The following is a 19363-nucleotide window of genomic DNA, read 5'->3' as shown; positions in this document are numbered from 1 at the left end:
GCGCAGGCGCTCGGCGATGAGGTCGATCGCGTCCTCGTTCATCAAGTCGGCAACCTTGACCCCCTCGGCCGCACAGGCGCCGAGCAGCCAGGCAACATAGTCGCGGCGTTCGGCGCCGATGCCCTCATAGTCGAAGGTGGTCGTGCGGTAGCCGATCTCTTCCATTTGCGGGCGGCGCAGGTCGTTGCGTAGCCGAGGATGGCCGACCAGAAGGACCGACAGCAGCACGCCGGCATCAGCCACCACCTCCATCAACCGCTTGAGGCCGGTCAGCGTCTTGTGGTGCAGGTCATGCGCCTCGTCGACCACCAGTACGACCGGGCGCTTGCCCTTGCGCATGATGTCGCGCAGGTCGCGCTCGCGGCGCTCGGCCTGCTTGGGAATCTTCACCTGGGCACGGTCACCGGGCGAGAGATCGTAGAACAGCGCCTCGATCAGCGAGGGCAACGAGGTGCGGCGCTTGTCGACCGCAAGCGACTTGGCGACGGCGACCTTGCCCGCCCGGGCCAGCTCGTCCTCGATGCGGCGCAGCAGGTGCGTCTTGCCCGATCCGACCAGGCCGGAGACGACGATCAACCTGCCGGTCTGCACGGCCGCACAGACCTCGCGCACGAGGTTGCGCTGATGCTCTGTCTCGAAGTTGCCGACGCCTTGGAACGGGCGGGCGAGCCCGTAGCTGGATTGAACGTCGGCGAGCATCAGCTTGTCCCCCGTCTTGACTGGAACCGCTCTCGGATGCGGTCAGCGATGATGGTCTTGTCGAGCGTTTCGCCCAGCAGCGCGTCGATGAAGGCGCGGTCTGCCTCAGGCAGCGAGCCGAGCGGTCGCCGGAGCTGGTCGACGATGGCGTGGCGCGCCGCGAGCCCGGTCGGGTATGCCGTCTCGACCGCCGGCTCCGGAAAAGGTGTTTGCCGCACCGCGAGCCCTGCGGTGGAGGGCGGCAGCGACGGCAGCGGCCGGTCGCCGCCCGTCACGGTCGCGCGGGGCAGCCCCAGCTGGTCAGCGAGCCGGACCACCTTGTCGAGCCGCTCCTCGGCGCGGCTCTTCTGATACTTGCGATAGCGGTAGAGCGGCACGGCGCCGCGCGACGGCTCGTAAGGGCCATGCCGCTTGCCGTCATGCTCCACGAAGAGCTGCTGGTCGAACAGCCCCCAGAGCAGCGTCACCGTCTCGCCGGCGAGCTCGGGCTCGACCTCGTAGGAAGCGCCCTCAACCGAGACGGTCGCGTCGCCCGCAACGGTGCGCCGCTCGGGCTCACGAGCGAAGGCGCAGAACCGCTCCCATGAACACATGGCCCGCACGCCATCGCCGGGCAGGTGCCGCAGCCAGTGCTCGATCCGCGCGTGTGGCTCGGAACGATGGTCGCCGTTGTTGTAGGTGACCAGCGCACGCCGCATCCACAGATTGGCTTCCGCCTCGTCCTTGGGTTTGTGGAAGTGGTACAACGTCTCGTGCACCTCCTTCACCGTGCGGAACGGCCGCTCGACCTTGCCCTTGGCGCGGGCCGCGGTGTGCCGGTCGTCGGCCTTCGGCGGCAGATGGGTGAGGACGCGCACGCCGAGGCTGCCCATCACCGACTGGAACACGCGCGACCGGCTGACCGGGCCGTTGTCCATGTAGATCGTGACCGGCAGGCCCTGGAACGGCAGTTCGGGCTCAGGCTTGGCGGCGAAGGCGTTGAATAGAAAGCGCAGCGCGGACTCGGCATCCTCGCCATAGACGCTGCGATATTCCTGGTAGACCACGCCCGAGCAGTCATCGACGGCCGAGAACAGCATCAGCGTGGGTTTGCCGCGACCCTGCTCGATCCAGAGCGGCGCCTCGACCTGCTTGAGGTCGGACGGGCTCATGTCGAAGTGCCACAGCTCGTTGGATCGCCGCGCCTGAAAACGAACGGCTGCGTGGGGGCGGGTCACGCGGGCATAGTCCAGCCCTGATGAGCGGAGCAGCCGGTCGATGGTCGCCCGCTTCAGCAGGCCGGGTGCTACCTTGACCAGGCCCTCCGGCGTCTCGACGCCATCGGTTTCCAGGAACTCGATGGCGCGGGCGGTCGAAACGTGCCGGCCCTTCTTGTTGGTGGTCCTGATCTTCAGTGCGGCGACGATCTCGGCGTAGCGCTCCATCTCGGCCTGCGGGGCAACCCGCGTCGCACCATGGTCGGACCGGCGCACCGACTTGGGGCGGTTCAGCTCGCGCAACGCCCGGTAAAGGGTCCAGATGGAGATGCCATAGGCCTCGGCCGCACGGGCGATGATCTCGGTGCGACCGGGGTCGCGTGGGGGCAACAGCGACAACCGTCGGCGAAGATCGATCAGCGCCTCTCCAGGCGGTCGCTTCGCCCGGTCAGCCATGGGCTGTTGCAGCCTCCTTGATCGATGCACCGCTGCCGCGCTTGCCTGCATAGCGATAGAGGGTCGCGACCGACACGCCCATGCGCTTGGCGATGTCGCGCACCGGCAACGTGCCCTCCTTCATCATCGCCCGTGCCGCGGCGACGTCGCTCGGGCGCATTGCCGATGGGCGGCCACCCTTGCGACCCTGCCGGCGCGCCTCCACTAGCCCCGCGGTAGTTCGCTCGCGGATCAGGGCACGCTCGAACTGCGCGATGGCGCCGAACACGTGAAAGGTGAGCATGCCACCCGGCGTTGTCGTGTCGATGCTCTCGGTCAGCGACACCAGCCCGATCTTCTCGCGCTCCAGATCCTCGGCCGTGGCGATCAACTTCTTGAGCGAGCGGGCGAGGCGGTCGAGCTTCCAAACAACCAGCGTGTCGCCTGCGCGCAGCACGTCTTCCAGAATGCGCGCCAGTTCGGGCCGGTCATCGCGCGCGCCCGACGCCTTTTCGGTGAACACCCGCTCGCAGCCGGCCCGCCGCAGCGCATCGAGCTGGAGCTCGGGGTTCTGGTCGCTGGTGCTGACCCTGGCATAGCCGACCCGCATGAGCGTCTGATCTTCTCCAAACTCGTGCGGGGCATACCGTTTTGCGACGCGGGTTTCCAGAACAGTTTTGACAAAGTGCGGCCCGCAGATTTACGTTGCCGGCCCAGCAAGGCGATCGGCTCGTCAGAAACGGTCGTTTTGCAGAACCGCTGAGGAGCCGGGTTCATGCAGGTGCTCGATACGGTTGGCTGGGTCGGTGATGGCGACGACACCGACTTCTTCCTCGCAATCGAGCGCACCTTCGATCTGCGCCTGCGCTCGAACCTGCCTTGGACAACGTTCGGCGAGGTGCGTGACCATGTCGTCGCGCATGTCGCAGCCTACAGCGGGGGCGGCACGACATGCGCCACGCAGATGACGTTCTACAGGCTTCGACGCGCGCTCGGGCTTGGCCGGCACGTCGGGCCGGATGCGCCGTTGGCGCCGCTGATCGGTGGGAAGCTGCGCCAAGCGTTCAGCGACCTGGAAGCCGATACCGACCTCAAGATGCCGGCGACGCGAGCCGGATGGCTTGGGATTGTCAGTGGTCTCTGCTTCGCTGTCGCGGTCGCGATCCTCGCCTTCACGACGCTGGCACCTCCCCTTCGCATCTTCGCTGCTGGAGCGAGCGCCTACGCGGGGCTATGGTTACGGCACCTCGACCGCCGGCGATTACCTCGGAGGTGCGACACTATCGGCGATCTCGCCCGACTGGTCACGGAGCAGAACCGTGGCAGGCTTGCCCGCGACGGCGCGCGCCTCACCGCCCCCGAGATTTGGCGGATCATCCAGCAACTGGCCGCCGAGGAGAGCGGGATCGACCCCGATCTGATTGGGTCGGAAACGACCTTCTTCCGAGCCAAAGTGCGAGCAGCCTGATCAATGGCTTACTGGATTGCATAGATTGATGCCGAGACACGGGACATTGCGTGGCGTCGGACTGACGGCTTTGGGTGCCGTTGTCGTCGCAGGCTCTTTCGTCGCTCTCGGATTGCGACCGGATGGGATCGCCAGCTACTATCGCGATACGCTGACTCCGGCAGGGTTTGCCATTTGGTTCTGCGGCTTCGTAGCCGCCACACTCGCTCCACCCGCCATAGCTGTACTCTGCTGGTTTGGCGCCATGCGGTTCCGCTACGGGTGGCTTCTCCACATCCTGCTTGTTCCTGCCACCTACGCCGCTGTGCGAGGATCAATCGCGCTCATGCTCGCGGTAGCAAGTGAGCCGGACAGCGATGGCCCAACGAGATGGGCTACCGATCCAGCAGTGATGCTGATGGTGGTTTGCCCCATCGTGTACTTTCTGATCTTGGGTTCCACAAAGCTGCGTGAGCATCGCGCATCAGCAAATGACTGCTAATCTCGACTTTGTAGTTGGCAGATACCATGAGCGGCCCTTTGCCGTTTGCGAGCAGACGCGGATGATGGCGAGCACATTGTCGGATAGCGTGAGCAGCATAGTCGGCTCGTTGTCAGGTAATCTGGGCAGGAAAAGGCGCTGTTTGCGAGCAGAAGCTGCTACGGTTGCAAGCGCCTACACCTAGCGGCGAGGAATAAACCATGGATGCTCCAACCGGCCCTTTATGGTCCCAAAAGCAGGCCATTGCCTATGAGGTCGCGCTGGAGGCCATCAACGATGTGATCGCGGGATATAGTGAACAGATCGCGCTAGAGCAGACCCATCCCGCGCCGAACACAGCCCGAATTACTTGGCTGGAAATGCGAACCGATCAGGCCGTTTCAGTCCACCACTCGCTTAACGTGTGCGATGACGGCAACGTGCAGCAGGTAATTTCAGAATTTAGTGCCATCGTCCGCGCAAGGGATGAAGGGCGCTGATCCTAATGGAACCTGTCGCAAAACGCCTGATTTTCGTCACCTTGCGTCGCCGTCTTTCCCAAAAACGATCGTGTTTCGAGAAGCGCCTAAGCTGACACCTTCCCGATGTTATGACACCCGCTTGCAGTTTGGCGTGTCGATGCTCGTCGCGCCCTTCGCGTCGAACCACACCGTTCCGTTCGACACCATCGCCAATCCGTCATGAACGAACATCTCATGCGGAACGGCCAGCTTCAAACGTGACAGGAGGCATGGTGTAAATATCTCATCCCAGCGTCGGAACAGCTCTTGCCTGGTGCGGATTAGACCCCGGCGGCTACCGATGTTCAAGGGAAATGAAGTCGCCGATGCCGCTTCATTTTTGTTGCCGGACAGCGCGCCGTCTATGAAGTGTCGCGCTCTTGCCTCGAACACGTTCGCCGATTCCTTCGTTACATCCTCGTACCGGCTGGCCCCTTGCGGCCCACCGATGAGATTGATTCCGAGCTTTACCGGCAGCGTCGTTATGCCCTTTGTCCATGTTCCCACAAGCGACGTCGAATTATAGAATGTCAGAGGCGGTTTCGATGCCGGGCTGACGCTCTCGAAGTGTAGATTAACCCACATTTCCCAAGTAAGGCGCTGATTTCGCTGTCCTGACCATTATATTTCCTATATAAAACATGGTGTTGAAGGCTGCGAGGGGCGCGTTTCATGGATCACCCAGAGGGTGCGGGCTTGCAACGGGCAGATCGGGTGGATTTCGACCCTCGCGTGCGGCTGGAATTTCGCGGCACGCAGCTCAGTTCCGACGGCGGCCTTCTGGTGATGCGCGAGCTTGATGACGCGCTCGGGTTGTCCGATTTGGCGTCAGCGGCGCTGCGCGATACTCGCTCTGGCAAGAACACGGTCCATCGGCTCGACGGCCTGTTCCGGCAATCAGTCTTTGGGCGGCTGGCCGGATACGAGGATGTCAACGACGCCAACCGTCTCGCCTGCGATCCGGTCATGCGCCAAGTTGTCGGCGGCAGAGCGGTCGATGCACAAGCGGCCTCGGCATCGCAGATGGGACGGTTCGAGACCGAGACGCTGGCTCTGGCCGGGAACCGTGCCGCGCTGGCCGACCTGAACGGGCAATGGATCGACCGGTTCCATGACCGTAACGGGCTGAAGTACATCGTTCTGGACATGGACAGCTCGGTCAGCCCGACCCATGGCGACCAGGAAGGGTCCGCCTGGAATGGCCATTTCGACTGTAGCTGCTATCACCCCAACTTTCTGTTCAACCAGTTCGGGATGCTGGAACGCTGCGCCCTGCGCCATGGCAACGTCCACAGCGCCGATGGCTGGCGTGATGTTCTCGACCCCGTCATTGCGCGCTACGCGGAGCGCGACCTTGGTGGCAGGTTCTTCCGGGCCGATGCTGCCTACGCGATCCCGGCGATCTATGAGCGATTGGAAGAAGCGCGGTTCTTCTACGCCATCCGGCTGCCCGCAAACGCGGTCCTCAAGGACAAGATCGCGCATCGGCTAACGCGCCCTGTCGGGCGGCCGTCACTGACCAAGGTCAAGCGGTTCTTCGAGGAATTCGAGTATCAGGCGGCGTCCTGGGACAAGGAACGCCGGGTGATCGCCAAGATCGAATGGCATCCGGGCGAACTGTTCCCGCGTGTCGGCTTCATCGTCACCAACCTGCCGATGGAGCCGGACTGGGTGGTGCGGTTCTACAACCAGCGCGGCACCGCCGAGCAGCACATCAAAGAGGGCAAATACGCCTTTCGCTGGACGCGGCTGTCGTGCCGGAAGTTCCGCGACAATGAGGTGCGGCTGCAACTGCACGCCCTGGCGTACAACCTGGCCACCTTCTTGCGCTGCATCGAGCTGCCCGAGGCCATGGCCGACTGGTCGTTGACCAGCCTGCAACTGAAGCTGATCAAGATCGGGGCACGTGTGGTCCGTCACGCCCGCACCATCACCTTCCAGCTGGCCGAGGTCGCTGTCACCGGCACGATGGTACGCGCCATCCTCGCCGCTATCCGCCGATTGCGAGCGCCACCGCTATGCGCATGATCGCGATCCACGCTCAAACTGAACGAAAGCGGCTGGACAGATCTGTCCGCTGCGCTGAAAAACGCCGCCCCTGGGCAAGGAAACAGCGGCTTCGCGGTCTGATCCGTCCAGATCCAGCAGTCTGCGCGACCGCAGGTGCCGCTTGCGGCAGAAAATCCTTGTCTAGCGCTCGGATACAGGCGATCTTCACCTCAAACGACACGCCACTTGGGGAATGCAGGTTCTACACGCTCGACTATCGGTTTAACCTGCACCCGGTGGCTTGACACATGTACTTCGTTCTTCAGGCGATGGACCGCCCGGACGCGGGTGATATTCGCGCGCAAACGCGCGAGCGCCACGTGGCTTATATGTCGGGCGGCGAACTTCCGGTTCGGGTCATCCTTTCCGGGCCATTGATGGACGAGGCGGAGGAGAAGGAGGTCGGCTCGCTCATCGTGGTTGAAGCTACGAATCGGCACGATGTCGAGGAATTCTCCCGAAATGATCCCTACCGAAAGGCCGGGCTTGTCGGTGCGATCTTGATCTTGCCGTGGCGCTGGACCCGCGGCAACCCCGACCGGAGGAACTGATATGACCTTGCAGCTTTTTACCTGGCAGACGCCGAACGGGCGCAAGATTTCCATCATGCTCGAAGAGCTGGGGCTGGGTTATGAACTGCGGCCGATCAACATCCTAAAGGATGAGCAATTCTCGCCGGACTTTCTAGCGAAGAACCCCAACAACAAGATCCCTGTGATCGTCGATCCCGATGGCCCCGGAGGTGAGGAACTGGTGCTCTTTGAGTCCGGCGCCATTCTGGTTTATCTGGCACAGAAATACCGAAGCGAGCTACTGCCGTCCGATCCACGCGCGCAGGCAATAACCTTGCAATGGCTGATGTTCCAGATGGGCGGCGTGGGCCCGATGCTTGGGCAACTCCATCACTTTCGCAGATATGCTCAAGACCAGGAATATTCGCTCGGGCGCTACCAGAAAGAGGTGGAGCGAATCTACGGCGTGCTTAACAAGCGGCTGCAAGATTCAGCTTATATCGCGGGGGACGGGTATACTATCGCCGATATCGCCACCTATCCCTGGCTCGCGCGCAACCCGCTTCACAACATCGATCTTGAAAAGGTACCAAATCTCAAGCGCTGGTACGATCACGTTGGTGCACGCCCCGCCGTGCAACGCGGAATGAACATACCGGAAGCAGGTTGAGAGAGTCATGCTTCGAGTTTTAGGAAGGCGCAGCTCCTCCAATGTCCAGAAGGTCCTCTGGCTCCTGGACGAGTTGGATATACCGTTCAGCCAGGAAAATTTCGGCGGCGAATTTGGCGGGAACCGCGACCCGGAATATCTTGCCGTGAATCCCAATGGCGTCGTGCCGACGTTGATAGACGAAGGCAACGCGATCTGGGAATCCAACACCATTCTCCGCTATTTGTGCAATTCGCGCGGACCCACCTCGCTTTATCCCCAGGACCCGATCGACCGGGCAATGGTCGAGCGCTGGATGGACTGGCATCTTGCCGCCTTGAACAAGTTCATGTCACAGCTTTATATCGGCATCGTCAAAACTCCGGAAGCCGAGAGAGACCTGCAGGCTTTAGACCGGGCGCGCATGGAGTCGCAGCGCTGCTTTGCGCTACTAGACGATGCCCTTGCACAAAATTCCTACCTTGCTGGCGATGCATTTTCGCTCGCCGATATTCCCTGCGGAATCATGGTCTATCGCTGGATAGCTCTCGGGTTCGCCAGGGATTCGGAGCAGCCCAATCTTCGTAGGTGGGCCGACCGTCTCGCGGAACGGCACGCCTATCGCAAGAACGTCATGGTCGGCCTTGGCTGACCGGAATCAGAAATCAAACAAACGGAAGGGCTGCCAATGACGGTTGCTGACGAGAAAACCCTGGAAATCCTCTTCACAGAGGCACGTTCTCAGAATGGCTGGACCGACCAGGTGGTAACGGATGCGGAACTTCAGGAGGCATATGATATCGCCAAATGGGGACCGACCTCGATGAATATCCAGCCATTTCGGGTGGTATTCCTGCGCTCTCTTGAGGCAAAGGAGCGGCTCAAACCCGCGCTGAAGCCGGGCAATGTCGAATTAAGCGTTGACCCGTCATCACCATGCAGGACAAGATGATCCCCATCCATCCCGCCGGTGAGTCCTATGTCGATGGGGTTCCGTGCGTAGAAGTAGTGGCCGGCGACGAACTCGGTGTGGTTCCTCACCGTCATGTGTGCGCCGACGCCATACGGGCCAATGGACCCGTCCAGGCCCTCCTCGTCGACACCGGGGACCGCAGCGCCATGCTCGATTGCCGTGCTGGAAGTGTCGGTCATCTGACCGGCATCCTGCCCTATGATCTGTTTCCCGGCGATAGCTTGCAGCCTCACAGCCGGTGAAACAGTCGGATTATCCGGGTAGCTATGCCCGTCATAGCGCAAGCGCGCCTCATATCCGCGAACGATGCCTCCACCAGCGACCATCACTCCCAGATCACGCCACCCATGCGTAGTTGTCGCCAGAACGCGAACGGGGGGGCGGGCGACGGAGATATCGGTGATTTCCCGGTAGCCGGTCGGCGTCATGGCCAGGACGTAAAGGTCGCATCCCCCGCTGCCGCAAAGGTCGGCTTTGCCGCCGCCTTCAGACGTGGCCATTGCGTAGATCAGCGCCTCCGGCTTCTTGTCCCCGTCCAGGTCCGCCAACGCGACGGTGTAGCGCGTCAGCTTGTGATCCCGGATGAAGGCCGCGACCCCGGAAGGGGTGACTGCACGAAAGTGACTTATCTGCACGCTAAGAGCGAACGGACCGGGAACGCTGGGACTTTGTGTTCTTCTCCGTGGCTTCGAGGGCTTTGTAGAGGGCGGTTTTGCCGATCTTGAGGCGCGCGGCGGCCTCGCGAACTGTGAGGCCGGAAGCGATATGTTCGCGCGCCTTGCGGAGCTTGTCAGGTGTGACCACTGGCCGCCGCCCACCGGGGCGACCTCGCTCGCGAGCGGCCTTGAGGCCTGCATGGGTGCGCTCCCGGATCAGATCGCGCTCAAACTGGGCAAGCGAGCCGAAGATGTTGAACACCAGCATCCCGCCCGAAGTGGTGGTGTCGATGTTCTCGGTGAGCGAGCGGAACCCGATACCTCGCGTCGCTAGCTCGCCGACCTTCTCAATCAGATGGCTCATCGAGCGCCCAAGACGGTCGAGTTTCCAAACCACCAGCGTGTCGCCGCTGCGCAGATAGGCGAGCGCCTCGGCCAGGCCGGGCCGATCGGCTTTTGCACCAGATGCGTGATCGTCGAATATCCGGTCGCACCCGGCCGCGTTCAGCGCGTCGAGCTGGAGTGAGAGCTTCTGGTCTGCCGTCGAGACGCGCGCATAGCCGATCAACGCCACATGCAGCCCAATCCTGTCCGTTTTCCCATCATTATCTGATCTTGTCCGAATCGCCGTTATAGGTCCAGAGTTAACGGACATATTCCTGCTGGCCGCCAGAGGACCGTCTGACGGACAAGGACGCGGAAGGAGATAGTGCTTGGCGAGACGGCGACTGGTGAGCGCGGAAATCTGGGCAGGGCATTATGGCGCGCCGCTCGATGAGCGCGAGATTGCGCGGCACTATACGCTGACCGGTGACGACCTGGAAATTGTCGGCCGCCGTCGCGGCGATGCCACCCGGCTCGGCTACGCGATGCTCCTACTCTATATGAGATGGCCTGGCCGTGCGCTGGAAGCGGGTGAAGTCCCGCCCGCTCCTGTGCTCGCCTATGTGGCGCAGCAACTCGGCGTCGCGCCCGAAGCCTTCGCGGACTATGCCCATCGGGACCAGACCCGTCGCGAACATCTCGTTGAAATCCGACGATCGCACGGGTTCAGGATTTTCGACCGCAAGGCTTTCCACGAAGTTGTCGCATTCTCGATCCCGATCGCACAGACCATCGTCCACCCCGGCCAGATGGCGGGGGTCATCGTTGACGAACTTCGGCGCCGGCAGATCCTCCTGCCTTCTTCATCGGTTCTCGAAGCGGTACTCCGGCGTGCTCGCCAGCAGGCCGAACAGCTTACCTATGAAGTGCTCACGAACGGCCTGCGGCCCGATACGCTGCAGGGGCTGGACGATCTGCTGGCCCGACGAACAGGGCAAGCCGCGACATGGCTATCCTGGCTGCGCAATGCACCACAGTCGCCGGCAGCGCGCAACATCCTACGCCTGATCGAACGGCTCACTCATATCCGCGCGCTGGATCTCGATCGCGCCCGTGCCGACATGATCCCGGCTTTGACTTTTGACAGGCTGGCGGACGAAGGCAGCCGGATCACACCCCAGCACCTTGGCGAACTCAATGCCCTGCGCCGCCATGCGACGCTGGCGGCGCAGGGCATCCGTCTTGAGGAAAGCCTGACCGATGCCACCCTGACGATGTTCGACAAGCTGTTGGGCAGCATGTCGCGTCGCGCCGAGAACCGGACCCGTGACAAAGCCCTCAAGACGGTGCGCGAGTTGCAAGGCCATCTCCGGACGCTCACAGGGTCTTGCCGCATTCTCATCGAAGCGCGCACCAACGGTGTGGACTCTCTGGCGCAGATCGAGGCGCTGGATTGGCAGCGCTTCGCCGTGGCGGTCGCGCGGGCCGAAGTACTCGGGCGACNGGAAACCGTCGATCGCACCGCTGAATTGATCGAGCGGCATCGCACGGTGAAGCTCTTTGCCGGTGCCTTTCTCAACACCTTCGAATTTCGCGGCGCCGGTGCGGTGCAGGGACTCCTGTCGGCGCTTACCATCATCGCGGAGCTATACCGGACCGGCAAACGGCGCTTGCCTGATCGCGTGCCGCTGCGCTTTGTGCCCTCCGCATGGCGGCCGTTCGTCCTGCGGGACGGCATCGTCGATCGCGCCGCCTATGAACTATGCGCCTTGTCCCAGCTACGGGAGCGGTTGCGAGCGGGAGACATATGGGTCTCGGGAAGCCGCCAGTTCCGCGATTTCGATAGCTACCTCATCCCGCCGGCCACCTTCGACGCGCTTCGCGAGAAGGGGCCGTTGCCGCTCGCCATCGAAACGGACTTCGATCGTCATATCGAGGAAAGGCGCGCCAGGCTCGACACGGCGATCGAACAGGTGACGGTCCTCGCCCGACAGGGCGAGCTGCCCCAGGTCAGGCTTGACGAAAGCGGCCTTATCATCTCGCCGCTGAAAGCGGCAACGCCACCCGCCACCGAGATTGCCCGTCGCGCTGCCTATGACCGACTGCCGCGCGTGAAGATCACCGATCTCCTGCTTGAGGTCGATGCCTGGACCGGGTTCAGCGAATGCTTCATCCATCGGCGTTCGGGCCGGGAGGCCGACGACCGCAATGCGCTGCTCACCGTCATCCTTGCCGATGGCATCAATCTCGGCCTCACACGCATGGCGGAAACCTGCCGAGGCGCAAGCCTGCGCCAGCTCGCCCATCTCCACGACTGGCACATCAGCGAGGCCGCCTATGGTGAAGCGCTGGGAAGGCTGATCGACGCCCATCGCGCCATGCCGCTCGCCGCGCTGTGGGGAGACGGCACCACCTCGTCGAGCGACGGACAGCAATTCCATGCCGGGGGCCGTGGCGCCGCAATCGGCGACATCAACGCGCGCAGCGGCAACGAACCGGGCGTTGCCTTCTACACCCATGTCTCGGATCGATATGACCCCTTCGCGACCCGGGTAATCGCGGCGACCGCCGGCGAAGCTCCCTATGTGCTGGATGGCTTGCTGTATCAGCAGACCGGCCTGACAATCGAGGAGCACTACACCGATACAGGCGGTGCATCGGACCATGTGTTCGGCCTTATGCCCTTCTTCGGCTACCGCTTCGCGCCGCGCCTGCGCGACATCAAGCAGCGTCGTTTGCACCTCCTTCCCGGCCAGGAAGCCGGCCCCTTGCTTGCCGGCATGACGGCCGAACCGATCGCATTGGGTCATGTCGCGGCGCATTGGGATGAACTGCTGCGGTTCGCCACATCGATACGCACCGGCACCGCCACCGCTTCGGCGATGCTTCGCCGCCTGTCCGCCTATCCGCGACAGAACGGACTGGCCCTCGCGATGCGCGAGCTGGGCCGCCTCGAACGCTCGATCTTCATGCTCGACTGGCTGCGCGACATTGATCTGCGCCGGCGTACCCAGGCGGGCCTCAACAAGGGCGAGGCCCGCAACGCGCTCGCACGCGCGCTCTTCTTCAACCAGCTCGGCGAATTGCGTGATCGGCGGTTCGAGAACCAGACCTATCGCGCCTCCGGCCTCAACCTGCTCGTCGCCGCCATCATCCTGTGGAACACCCGCTATCTCGAAGTGGCGCTGGCTGATATCGGCACGCCCGACGAAATCGCACGTCACGTCGCGCCATTGGGCTGGGAACATATCTCGCTCACCGGCGACTATAGCTGGAATGTTGAAGATCGGCCCGATCCGGATGTCCTGCGGCCACTGCGCGCCATCAGTTCGTTGCTCGCCGCGTAACGTTCACCATACGTTCGCGCTTAGCGTGCGGATGCGTCACTTTCGTGTAGTCACCCCCGGAAGGCGCTGTTGGAGCTGCCATCCCTGCGGCCGTAATCAGGCCGGCGATTGTAGCTGCGGAATAAACGGCCAGACGCTTCAAGACAGCCTCCACCACAAAATGTCGCGACGCGCTCATGCGCCAATCGTTTTACCTTGCCTATGCGTTCCCGTAAACGAACCTGTAATGGGAATCCGGCCACGCCGATCGCGCTGACGGCCGCACCTGGGCTTCACTTTCCCAAAATCTGTTCCCGATTGCTGATTCCCAAAATGCTTCAGCGGACATGGAGAAATGGGAAAGTTTGGAGCGGCGAAAAACACATGAATCCGCGCATGGCTGACCGGCACACTCACGACCGCGCCGCCGCCGCGATCTGGCTGCACGAAAAACCCTGCCGGATTGGGAATATGCACGAAAACCCCGATTTCAGGGTTTTCCGTCATCCTCATCGGCTCATGCCACGATCACGTTGCAGGACCAGCTCGCGCTCATGGAGCAACTGGCCCACCGCGCGCGCCATCTGGGGTTCGCGCTGGATCCGCTCGATGTAGAGATCCTTCGTGTGCTGGTTCGCTCCGTTATAGGCATCCACCGCCTTGCGGAGTGCCTCCGGGGTCGCCTTCCAGTCGCTATTATGGTCGCCATAGCCATGGCCGCCCGCCTCGCGCTTCCCGGCAATGGTCCTGAACTTCTCCGCCACCTTCTCACGGTCCTGCGCCTGCTGGCGTTCCTGTGCCTGCTCACGGGTGCGCTCGGCGACAAGCCGCTCCTGACGCTGCGCCTCGGCTGCATCGCGCCGATCGCGATCGACCGCGCCGCTCAAGGTGGCGGCGAACGCATGCAGCCTGCCCGATATCCGCAGCCCTGCATCGCGCAGCCACTCGGTCCCCCGCTCGATATACTGGCGCAGGCCCCGCTGCTCGATGACGCCGGCGTTGTGCTGGCCCACCATCGTTACCGGCTCATAGGCCCGCCCCTCCCGCATGGCCTGATGCTCGGCACGGCGTTCCATCGCCGTCGCGCTCGGCCCCATATGCACGGTCGCCTCCTGCTCGATTCCGCGCCGCTGGTGGCTGCGATGGTCCACCCGCTCCGGGACGTTCGCCCGTTCCAGCGCCGCATTCTGCATCTCGGCCCACCGGCCACGCCAGCGCTCGATCTCCCCGCTCGTCTTCTGGTCCAGTTCGCGGGTCTTCGCGCCCAGCCCTTCCGGGCCGATCCGCCGCGTCGTCGTCAGCAGATGGGCGTGGTGGTTGCGATGGTCGCCCTCGCGACCTGGTGCGTGGATCGCCACGTCCACCGCCACCCCATGCCGCTCGCTGATCTCCCGTGCGAGGCCCAGCGCAAGCTCGCGCCGCGCCTCGGCCGACAACTCGGCGGGCAGTGCGATTTCATATTCGCGGGCGACGGTCGAGTTCTTGCGCGTCTCTGCCTGCTCGGCGGCGTTCCAGAGCACGGCCCGGTCACTGGCCCACGCCGGGGCGTCGGCGGGCACGACAAGGGCGTTATGTTCGACGCCCTGCTTGCGGGTGTAATCGTGGACGAGGCCGGTGCGCTCGTCCGTGATTTCTACACCCGCACGATAGGCTGCCGCTGCCGTCGCGCTGCGACCGGCGGAACGGCCTATCGTCTTCACCGCAAGATGGAAACTCGCCATCGCCGCGCCCTTGCTAGCCATGCGGGAGCATGGCGCGGGCGACAGCCCGCTGGGGTTCAGGGGTATCCCCTGACGCACGCAAACGCAAGTTTGCATAAGTGCGCCCTTCCTCTCTTTCGCTCGGTCGGGTCCGGTGCTATCAGTATCGCACAGCGAAAGGATTGACCATGGCTGCTCCAACGCCAGAGGCTATCGAAACCGCCCGTCGCAAGGTCCAGCAGGCCAAGGCCCGGTTGCAGGCATTGGAAGCCCGCGCCGCTACCCTGAACCGCAAGGCCGATGCCCGCCGCAAGATCATCCTTGGCGGTTTGCTCCTCGATGCCGCCATGAAAGACCCCGCATGGGAATCCCACCTCAATGACCTGATGAGCCGGATCAGCCGCGATCAGGACCGGAAGACGTTCGAGGGCTGGACCTTCAAGGGTGGCCCCGCCGATGCCTGATCCCTTCGACCCTGCCGAGTTTGATGCTCCCCCTCCCTCCGATCCCGGCGCAGACTATCGCACCCTGCTCGACGCCATGCGCAAGGCCGGGGCCGAAGGGGTCGCCCAGCAGGTCGCCGCACTGGCCCAGAAGATCGAGCAGGACGCCCACCAGCGCGCCGAATGGACCGCACAGGCAGGCGTGGGGGTCAATGCCCTCCACCGGGCCGCTGGGGAACTTCAGCGGGTCAGCGCAGGGGTCTGGTGGGATCGCCTGAAGGAATGGATCACCGCCGCCCTCATCGGGCTGGGACTGATCTTCGCCGCGGCCCTCGCCTATCGCTGGGCGCAGGAACCCAAGATCGAGCGCCAGCTATACGGATGCACCGCCAAATGGGACGCCAAAGCCCAGACGTGCAAAGGAAAGTGGGTGCCCCTCTACGAGCAGCAGCCCTGATTTAGCGCGATAATTGATATTCGCGGACAAGGATCGATGCAGGGACATGCCATGCCCGTTCGATTTTGCGGATCATGTGGAGGGTCAGCCCCCGCTTGCGGGCCAGAACCTCGGTCGCGCGCGATTGCCCGATCAGGGACGCCAGATCGGCGCGGGTGCGCCCTTCCGCCTCCATGGCCGCTTCAATCGCTTCCACCGGGTCCAGCTTGTCGACCGGCCACCGCTTCCGCTCATATTCATCGACCAGGGTTGCCAGCACATCGAGACGATCCTCGTCCGCGCTGCCCGCTTCCGCGCTCCAGAGAGCGCGGATTCCATCGACCGCCGCCCGATGGTCGTCATCATTCCTGATAGGTCTGATATCCATTTGCCTGTCCTTCAAAACTGATCGACGGTCGCGGCGTCGATGCGGTCATATTCAGCATGTGTCCCAATAAACTTTATGAAAGCGATCCCTCGCCGGAAATGGAACGCAACGATCATTCTATGATCGCCGCCCGCCACTTCAAATCTAACCCGTTCCGCCGTCACCGTTTTTGCTTTTGAAAAATCGGCCATGACTTCGATTGTCGAAGACCAGTCCGCATTTTCTGCAACCTCTAGCCAATGTGTCAATGACGCACGGGTCAGGGGATGCGTCGCGAAATAGGCTACGATGTTTTTGCGGGCGATGATCCTCATGAGCAGGCTATGTCATTTCCCATTATGGGAAACAACCCCTTAATTCCCATATTGGGGAAGCTGTAGAAACTGGCATCAGTCCGGTTTCCCTTCTGGTGCCCGTCAGGGCACGCCAAGCCCTTGGATCGCACAAGACTGCCCCCAACCGCTCCCCTGCGCTCTACGAGCCGGAAATCGCCTTCTACACCCTCTGATAGCCAATTGGGGCCTTGCAGCCTTGCACAACGTGGAAGGAGTAGGATTCCTATCCGAGTACACCCAACGCGTGCCGCGACTAGCGGTACTCATTGTTCACTTTTTGTTCTGCTCTAAAGGGGTTGCTTCGCCAGCGCTTAAGTCCGCGCTTGCACCCCCTTTAGATTACATAGAAGGGGCGGAAAAAACACATAACAAAATCAACGAGTTAGCAGGGGGGGGTGCGTCACCAGCTATGACGCACCCCTGCGTCACCAGCTATGACGCACCCCTGCGCCATCCTTGGCAATCTATTTACACTCTATGTCCAATTTATTGACTTGAAATGGGTCGAATAAACCGCCATCCGTGTCAAATTATTGGACAAGGATGGCGCACCCCTGCGCCATCTGCGGAGGGTTTTGAAAATGTCCGAGTTGGTGAAGCGACAACCACCAGGCCACTGGGTTCAAACAGAGCGGGCAGCCCATGAAGCATGGGCTAGTCTGATCGAGAAAGCCCCTAAAGCTGCCCAGCTAATGCACATCCTAACCGCACGAGTTGGTGAGCATAATGCTGTTGTCGTAAGTCAAAAGACCTTGGCAGCATTGATGAAATGCAGCCGTCGCACAGTTCAACGCGCCGTGGATGTTTTAGCCGAGGATCGTTGGATAGAGATACGTCAGATTGGGGAAAATGGCACCGTAAATGCCCACATCATCAATGATCGGGTAGCATGGTCGGGTAAGCGTGACGGCCTGCGCTACTCGCTGTTCAGTGCTGCGGTCATCATATCGGAAGCGGAACAACCTGACTTTGAGGAACTGGGCCAACAGGCGCCGCTCCGCCGTTTGCCATCATTATTCCGAGATGAGCGCCAATTACCAAGCGGCCCCGGCACTCCCCCGCCAGCGCAGCCATTCCTTGACGGTATGGAACCAGACTTGCCTGCCACCCAACAGCCGGAACCTGACCCAGCGATGCAGGAGGAACTCTCCCAGCTAGTCACGGGCCTAGGTAACAAACTCCGTGCATCCGATACATCGCCCGATGATGATGCAACCGGTATATAGATACTATACAGGACAACTTAACAGCGAGTGACACTATGAGTATCACCCTAAGAGAAGCGTCGGAAAAGGTCGGTGTCACCCGCCAAACGCTCATGAAAGCAATCAAGACAGGCCGTGTTTCTGGACAAAAATCAGATAATGGCGAGTGGCGGATTGAGCCTGTCGAACTGTTCCGCGTATGGCCCCCTGTAAATGAGGTGCAGCAACCTTTACAGCCCGATATAACAGGTAGTGACACCCCCGGTTTACAGGCTGAAAACAGGCTGTTGCGTGAGCAGGTTGCGGAACTGCGTGAAGAACGGAACGCTTGGCGAGAACAGGCGCAACGGCTTGCCCTGACCGATCAGCGCGCTGCCCCTCAACCTACTCCACAGCGCGGTTTCTGGTCGCGCCTGTTCAGCCGCCAGGGCGACAGCCCTAGCTGTAGGCGATTGCAAAGATACTGGCCTCTGCTCGCAAACAGCGCGGATTTCTGCTCAGATTTGCTGACAGCAGGTGGGCCATGCTGCTCACGCTATGCGACAATGTGCTCGCCATCATCCGCGCCTGCTCGCAAACGGAGAAGGCCTGTTCTCGCTTTCTGCCAATAGCGAGGAGTGCCGGTGAGCGGTCTGGCAGCGATCGTTCCCGCCGGGTTTGCCGTAAGCATCAGCGCTCCCACTTCCTCAGGCTAGCAACGGATTGATCGTATAATGCCTGGAGCGAGCCGACCTGATTGTCTCGGAAGTGAATCGTCAGCACGAGATTGTCATACGGCAGATTGGCCGTGCAGAGCCCCGGCCGCGAGCCTCCGCCCATGGCGGAGCAACTCGCCAGCGATGGAGGACGCTTCTGACCTGCTTCGGCTGGCAACTGGTATGTCCAGAAAACACCATCACTTACCTTGCGCAGTGTTCGGCCGCGCCATGAAAGCGGGCGACTTGCGCAGACAGTCGAGTTGACAAGCGCCTCTGTTCCCGCTGCGCGGGCACACATCCGCTTCTTGCTTGCCACGCCCACCAAGTTTCGCTCCGGCAAGCTTGCGCTCGGATTTAGGTAGAACGAGAACCCGTCGCTGGGATCGAGCGCTGGTAGAAAGAACGGCTTATCATTGTCGGATATGTCGTTGGCTCTCGGGATGTCGAAGACTCGTCCCTCCAACCTCCTCTCGGCCGAGGCCGAGCACGCGCTGAGCAAGCTGACGATCGATAAAGAAGCTGCGGTAAGATGCCTGTTCATGCCGGCAGGCTATGAGAGAAGCGCAACGTCCACAATCGGTGGCACAGACGACATGCGTTGCGTCCGCGTGCGGGAGATACCAAGGCGAGGACAGCCAGTATCATATCGGCACACCGGCTTCGCGGAGCCGCTCGGTCAGGTCGCGGGTGTGTTCGGCGTCCAGCGTTCCGGCGAGGAACGCGCGTATGTCGGACGGCCGGGTGTTGAGCTGGCTGGCGAGCGCGCCCGCATCGTAACCGTTGCGCGTCAGCGTGGGTTCGAGGTCGTCAATCGCCCGCGACAGCACCTGCTCGACGATCTCGGCCGTGACGGGCTTGGCAGCGAAGCGGAAGCCCTGCTCGAAGGCGAG

22 protein-coding genes and 1 pseudogene are annotated in these 19363 nt (G+C 62.1%); 12 read left to right on the top strand and 11 right to left on the bottom strand.

From position 1 onward, the window contains the following. From V473_RS22500 to V473_RS22490, 3 genes are all read right to left on the bottom strand, one after another. A partial coding sequence (locus V473_RS22500) for an ExeA family protein (RefSeq protein WP_066609361.1) occupies positions 1-699 on the bottom strand: 699 nt, incomplete at its 3' end. Then, positions 699-2351: an IS481 family transposase gene (locus V473_RS22495; protein WP_007685992.1), complete on the bottom strand. Its 1653-nt coding sequence runs from the start codon at positions 2349-2351 to the stop codon at positions 699-701. The genes V473_RS22495 and V473_RS22500, both read right to left, overlap by 1 nt. Next, positions 2344-2940, bottom strand: coding sequence for a recombinase family protein (locus tag V473_RS22490; protein WP_007685993.1), 597 nt, complete (start codon positions 2938-2940; stop codon positions 2344-2346). Before V473_RS22490 ends, V473_RS22495 begins: the two co-directional genes overlap by 8 nt. Positions 2941-3105: 165 nt before the next feature. Here V473_RS22490 and V473_RS22485 point away from each other — a divergent pair, with 165 nt between their 5' ends. Continuing rightward, positions 3106-3798, top strand: a complete 693-nt coding sequence (locus tag V473_RS22485; protein WP_007685994.1) for a hypothetical protein — start codon at positions 3106-3108, stop codon at positions 3796-3798. 681 nt (positions 3799-4479) lie between these two features. Further along, on the top strand, positions 4480-4758 hold the full coding sequence (locus V473_RS22475) for a hypothetical protein (protein ID WP_037467942.1): 279 nt from the start codon (positions 4480-4482) through the stop codon (positions 4756-4758). Positions 4759-4866: 108 nt separating this feature from the next. Here the strand turns inward: V473_RS22475 and V473_RS22470 are convergent, their stop codons facing one another. Then, positions 4867-5364 (bottom strand): hypothetical protein, encoded by a 498-nt coding sequence (locus V473_RS22470; protein ID WP_037467940.1) that lies wholly within the window; start codon positions 5362-5364, stop codon positions 4867-4869. Between the two features lie 87 nt (positions 5365-5451). On the opposite strand from V473_RS22470, the gene V473_RS22465 reads away from it, so the two are divergent. The 6 genes from V473_RS22465 (at position 5452) to V473_RS23335 (ending at position 9204) form a co-directional block, all read left to right on the top strand. After that, entirely contained in the window at positions 5452-6807 is a 1356-nt protein-coding gene (locus tag V473_RS22465; RefSeq protein ID WP_006473457.1) for an IS1380-like element IS1247 family transposase, read from the top strand. Positions 6808-7076: 269 nt separating this feature from the next. Continuing rightward, positions 7077-7379, top strand: coding sequence for a YciI family protein (locus V473_RS22460; RefSeq protein ID WP_037467959.1), 303 nt, complete (start codon positions 7077-7079; stop codon positions 7377-7379). Position 7380: 1 nt separating this feature from the next. After that, a complete protein-coding gene (locus V473_RS22455; protein WP_037467957.1) occupies positions 7381-8010 on the top strand; it encodes a glutathione S-transferase family protein in 630 nt (209 codons plus the stop codon). 7 nt (positions 8011-8017) lie between these two features. After that, positions 8018-8641: a glutathione S-transferase family protein gene (locus V473_RS22450; protein ID WP_037467955.1), complete on the top strand. Its 624-nt coding sequence runs from the start codon at positions 8018-8020 to the stop codon at positions 8639-8641. A 36-nt stretch (positions 8642-8677) separates the two neighbouring features. After that, positions 8678-8941: a nitroreductase family protein gene (locus V473_RS23340; protein WP_081570369.1), complete on the top strand. Its 264-nt coding sequence runs from the start codon at positions 8678-8680 to the stop codon at positions 8939-8941. Then, on the top strand, positions 8938-9204 hold the full coding sequence (locus V473_RS23335) for a hypothetical protein (protein ID WP_148648510.1): 267 nt from the start codon (positions 8938-8940) through the stop codon (positions 9202-9204). The genes V473_RS23340 and V473_RS23335 overlap by 4 nt, the downstream gene beginning before the upstream one ends. Before the next feature lie 394 nt (positions 9205-9598). Here the strand turns inward: V473_RS23335 and V473_RS22440 are convergent, their stop codons facing one another. Next, complete coding sequence (locus V473_RS22440; RefSeq protein ID WP_013039114.1) at positions 9599-10192, bottom strand: recombinase family protein; 594 nt, start codon at positions 10190-10192, stop codon at positions 9599-9601. Positions 10193-10331: 139 nt separating this feature from the next. Between V473_RS22440 and V473_RS22435 the strand changes: the two genes are divergently transcribed. Next, positions 10332-13289, top strand: coding sequence for a Tn3 family transposase (locus tag V473_RS22435; RefSeq protein ID WP_066609367.1), 2958 nt, complete (start codon positions 10332-10334; stop codon positions 13287-13289). A gap of 174 nt (positions 13290-13463) precedes the next feature. Here the strand turns inward: V473_RS22435 and V473_RS23880 are convergent, their stop codons facing one another. Next, positions 13464-13775: a hypothetical protein gene (locus V473_RS23880; protein WP_148648509.1), complete on the bottom strand. Its 312-nt coding sequence runs from the start codon at positions 13773-13775 to the stop codon at positions 13464-13466. 2 nt (positions 13776-13777) lie between these two features. Continuing rightward, positions 13778-15010 carry a MobQ family relaxase gene (mobQ, locus tag V473_RS22430; protein ID WP_231568057.1) on the bottom strand — a complete coding sequence of 411 codons (1233 nt, stop codon included), beginning with the start codon at positions 15008-15010 and terminating at the stop codon, positions 13778-13780. 146 nt (positions 15011-15156) lie between these two features. Between mobQ and V473_RS22425 the strand changes: the two genes are divergently transcribed. Then, positions 15157-15432, top strand: coding sequence for a hypothetical protein (locus V473_RS22425; protein ID WP_037467949.1), 276 nt, complete (start codon positions 15157-15159; stop codon positions 15430-15432). Further along, positions 15425-15868 (top strand): hypothetical protein, encoded by a 444-nt coding sequence (locus tag V473_RS22420; protein ID WP_037467948.1) that lies wholly within the window; start codon positions 15425-15427, stop codon positions 15866-15868. Before V473_RS22425 ends, V473_RS22420 begins: the two co-directional genes overlap by 8 nt. Before the next feature lies 1 nt (position 15869). Here the strand turns inward: V473_RS22420 and V473_RS22415 are convergent, their stop codons facing one another. Both V473_RS22415 and V473_RS22410 read right to left on the bottom strand, forming a co-directional pair. After that, positions 15870-16235: a helix-turn-helix domain-containing protein gene (locus V473_RS22415; RefSeq protein WP_037467945.1), complete on the bottom strand. Its 366-nt coding sequence runs from the start codon at positions 16233-16235 to the stop codon at positions 15870-15872. An 11-nt stretch (positions 16236-16246) separates the two neighbouring features. Next, positions 16247-16549: a type II toxin-antitoxin system HigB family toxin gene (locus V473_RS22410; RefSeq protein WP_021226795.1), complete on the bottom strand. Its 303-nt coding sequence runs from the start codon at positions 16547-16549 to the stop codon at positions 16247-16249. A 602-nt stretch (positions 16550-17151) separates the two neighbouring features. Between V473_RS22410 and V473_RS23330 the strand changes: the two genes are divergently transcribed. Next, positions 17152-17796, top strand: a complete 645-nt coding sequence (locus V473_RS23330) for a helix-turn-helix domain-containing protein (protein ID WP_062793240.1) — start codon at positions 17152-17154, stop codon at positions 17794-17796. A 648-nt stretch (positions 17797-18444) separates the two neighbouring features. Here the strand turns inward: V473_RS23330 and V473_RS23875 are convergent. Next, positions 18445-19014, bottom strand: coding sequence for a hypothetical protein (locus V473_RS23875; RefSeq protein WP_062121710.1), 570 nt, complete (start codon positions 19012-19014; stop codon positions 18445-18447). Positions 19015-19114: 100 nt separating this feature from the next. After that, a pseudogene (locus V473_RS22405) lies at positions 19115-19363 on the bottom strand (ExeA family protein); the annotation flags it as partial.

This window comes from Sphingobium cupriresistens LL01, from assembly GCF_001046645.1.
GTDB classification, from domain to species: domain Bacteria; phylum Pseudomonadota; class Alphaproteobacteria; order Sphingomonadales; family Sphingomonadaceae; genus Sphingobium; species Sphingobium cupriresistens.
This window is presented reverse-complemented; position numbering and strand designations above follow the sequence as displayed.